This window comes from Streptomyces sp. 8L (assembly GCF_020176795.1).
Lineage (GTDB): Bacteria > Actinomycetota > Actinomycetes > Streptomycetales > Streptomycetaceae > Streptomyces.
This window is the reverse complement of the sequence record NZ_JAIUKE010000788.1, coordinates 1-2572: the sequence shown is the minus strand read 5'-3', so window position 1 is coordinate 2572 and position 2572 is coordinate 1. Positions and strand designations below refer to the sequence as shown.

2 protein-coding genes are annotated in these 2572 nt (G+C 71.3%); one reads left to right on the top strand and one right to left on the bottom strand.

Translation table 11 applies throughout. The features are described from left to right. Positions 1-150: 150 nt before the first annotated feature. Positions 151-1170, bottom strand: coding sequence for a glutamine synthetase (gene glnII / locus LCE31_RS38740; protein ID WP_225022910.1), 1020 nt, complete (start codon positions 1168-1170; stop codon positions 151-153). Between the two features lie 470 nt (positions 1171-1640). Here glnII and LCE31_RS38735 point away from each other — a divergent pair, with 470 nt between their 5' ends. Continuing rightward, positions 1641-2546 (top strand): Gfo/Idh/MocA family protein, encoded by a 906-nt coding sequence (locus tag LCE31_RS38735; protein ID WP_225022909.1) that lies wholly within the window; start codon positions 1641-1643, stop codon positions 2544-2546. The last annotated feature ends 26 nt before the right edge of the window (positions 2547-2572 follow it).

Sequence of the window (2572 nt, the reverse complement as noted above, 5' to 3'; positions counted from 1 at the left end):
GGCCCCCACGGCCCCCACGGCTCGCGCCGCGTCTTGGTGATGTCCGCGCCGGTGCCGACCGTGGTCAGGAACCGGGCGGACGGCGTCGGTCCGAGACGGACCGGGCGCTGCCGGGGGCGCCGGGCCCCGGCCCGGCCGGAGCCCGCGGGGTCAGACCTGCCCCGCCTTCTCCAGAGCGGCGCAGCACGTGTCCACGATCAGGCGCGTCACCACGTACGGGTCGACGTTCGCGTTCGGACGCCGGTCCTCGATGTAGCCCTTGCCGTCCCGTTCGACCTGCCACGGAATGCGGACGGACGCGCCCCGGTCCGAGACTCCGTAGCTGTACTCGTTCCAGGGTGCCGTCTCGTGCAGCCCGGTGAGCCGTTCATCGATGCCGGCGCCGTAGAACTTCACGTGGTCGAGCGGCTTCGAACCCTCCCCCAGCGCCTCGCACGCGGTGATGATCGGTTCGTATCCCTCCCGCATCGCGCGGGTCGAGAAGTTCGTGTGCGCGCCGGCGCCGTTCCAGTCGCCCTTCACCGGCTTCGGGTCGAGTGTCGCAGACACCCCGAAGTCCTCCGCCGTGCGGTACAGCAGCCAGCGCGCGATCCACATCTGGTCCGCGACCGCCTCCGGCGCCAGCGGGCCGACCTGGAACTCCCACTGCCCGGGCATGACTTCCGCATTGATGCCGGAGATGCCGAGCCCGGCCCTCAGGCAGTTGTCGAGGTGCGCCTCGACGATGTCCCGTCCGAAGATCTCGTCCGCGCCGACCCCGCAGTAGTACCCGCCCTGCGCGGCGGGGAAGCCGCCTTCGGGGAAGCCGAGCGGGCGCGAGCCCTTGAAGAACGTGTACTCCTGCTCGATGCCGAAGACCGGCTCCTGGTCGGCGAAGCGCGCGGCCACCTCCGTGAGCGCCGCCCGCGTGTTGGACTCGTGGGGTGCCATGTCGATGTCCAGGACCTCACACAGGACGAGGAGGTCCCCGCCGCCCCGGATCGGGTCGGGGCAGGTGAACACCGGCTTCAGCACGCGGTCCGAGGCGTGGCCCTCCGCCTGGCTCGTACTCGAACCGTCGAACCCCCACACGGGCGGCTCCTCGCCGTCCCGCATGACCTTCGTCTTGGAACGGAGCTTCGCGGTCGGCTGAGTGCCGTCGACCCAGATGTACTCGGCCTTGAACGTCACGGGCTTCATCCTTCATTCTGCGTGATGCGTGCATACGTACCTGTGTCCGTGTGTGCCTGCGCCCGGACTGATATGACGCACACGCGTTCGCTCATACGGTGCACTGCGGCTCTTCACGCAGCCTCGCAATGCGGCATTTCCCAGCCGTTGCCCGGTTGTGAACCATGTGTTACCAGAGCTCCCGTGCTGCTCCGTGCTGCTCCGGGCCGCTTCTCGCTGTTTTCCGGGGCTTCCGCGCGGGGCTTCCCCGAGGCGGTCCGGAGGCTTCCGCGGGGCTTCCCCGGGGCTTCCAGGGGGGGCCTGGGGCTGCTTGGGGGCTTTTCAGGCCATTCGCCGGCCGTCTCCGGGACTTCTTCGCGGCGCCCCGCTCGTGACCGCCGTACCGGCGTCGCGCGGGCAGGTGCCGGACGTACCGCCGGTACGCGGTGCCGCGCGACCAACGACCGCCGGGACACGGCAGACTGAGCGGCATGAGTAAGTCACGCATCGGACTTTTCGGCACGGGGCCGTGGGGCCGGATGACCCAGGGCCCAGCGCTCGCCGCCCATCCCGGGATAGAGCTCAGCGGCGTCTGGGGACGCCGTCCGGACGCCGCAGGCTCTCTTGCCGAGACCCTCGGCACCACCGCGTACTCGGGTGACGACGGCGTGGACGCGTTGATCGCCGCGAGCGACGCCGTGGCCTTCGCGCTCCCGCCGGACATCCAGGCACCGCTGGCGGTACGCGCTGCGGCCGCGGGCAGGCACCTGCTCCTCGACAAGCCGGTCGCCACCACGGTGGCGGGCGCCCGCGAGGTCGTCGAGGCGGCCGAGCGCGCCGGAGTCTTCTCCGCCGTCTTCTTCACGTCCCGCTTCGAGACGGCCACCTCGCGGTGGATCGACGAACAGGCCGCCGCGGGCGACTGGTTCACCGCGCACGCGCACTGGCTCGGCTCGCTGTACTCGGAGAGTTCGGACAGCCCGTTCGCCGCGTCCGCGTGGCGCCGGGAGAAGGGCGGCCTGTGGGACGTGGGCCCGCACGCGCTGTCGGTGCTGCTGCCGATCCTCGGTGACGTGACGGACGTGACCGCCGTACGCACCGAGCCCGACCTGACCCACCTGGTGCTGCGTCACGCGCCGGGCGCCTCGAGCACGGTGTCGCTCAGCCTGAGCGCCCCGCGGGCGGGTGGCAACAACGCCGTCGAACTCAGCGGGCGGCACGGAGTGGAACGGATGCCCGAGGGGCGCGGCACGGCCCAGGAGTCGTTCGAATCGGCGATTGACGGCCTTCTGGAAGCCGTACGGACGGGCAGGCCGCACGACGTGGACGTACGTTTCGGCGCACGGGTCACGGAGATCCTCACGGACGCGGAACGCAGCATCGCGGCACACACGTAACGGCCGGCGGGGGCGGGGGCGGGGGC

Excerpts from the sequence above, each read along its gene's own strand:
- LCE31_RS38735 (WP_225022909.1), top strand. The coding sequence starts at position 1,641 with ATGAGTAAGTCACGCATCGGACTTTTCGGCACGGGGCCGTGGGGCCGG.